1 protein-coding gene is annotated in these 241 nt (G+C 61.8%); it reads left to right on the top strand.

All coding sequences use genetic code 11. The annotated features are described in order from the left end of the window. Positions 1–241 (top strand): TonB-dependent receptor domain-containing protein (locus SB725_RS33560; RefSeq protein WP_410923741.1); only part of this gene is annotated, 241 nt, incomplete at both ends.

Below are 241 nucleotides of genomic sequence, written 5' to 3'. Positions count from 1 at the left end.
CCCGCAAGGCAACTACCGGGCAGAAGACGGCTCGACGCTCAAACCGCTGGTGGGCCAGAGCTATGAGCTGGGGATCAAGGGTGCCTGGTACGACGGCCGTTTGAACGGCGCCTTCAACCTGTTCCGCACCATTCAGAAAGACCAGGCGCAAACCGACTTCAACTCGTCTTGCCCGTCATCCGATGGTTATTGCTACGTGAACGCCGGCCGGGTGCGTGCCCAAGGGTTCGAGGCCGAGCTC

This window comes from Pseudomonas sp. SIMBA_041, assembly GCF_046535095.1.
Classification (GTDB): Bacteria; Pseudomonadota; Gammaproteobacteria; order Pseudomonadales; family Pseudomonadaceae; genus Aquipseudomonas; species Aquipseudomonas mucoides.
This window is presented reverse-complemented; position numbering and strand designations above follow the sequence as displayed.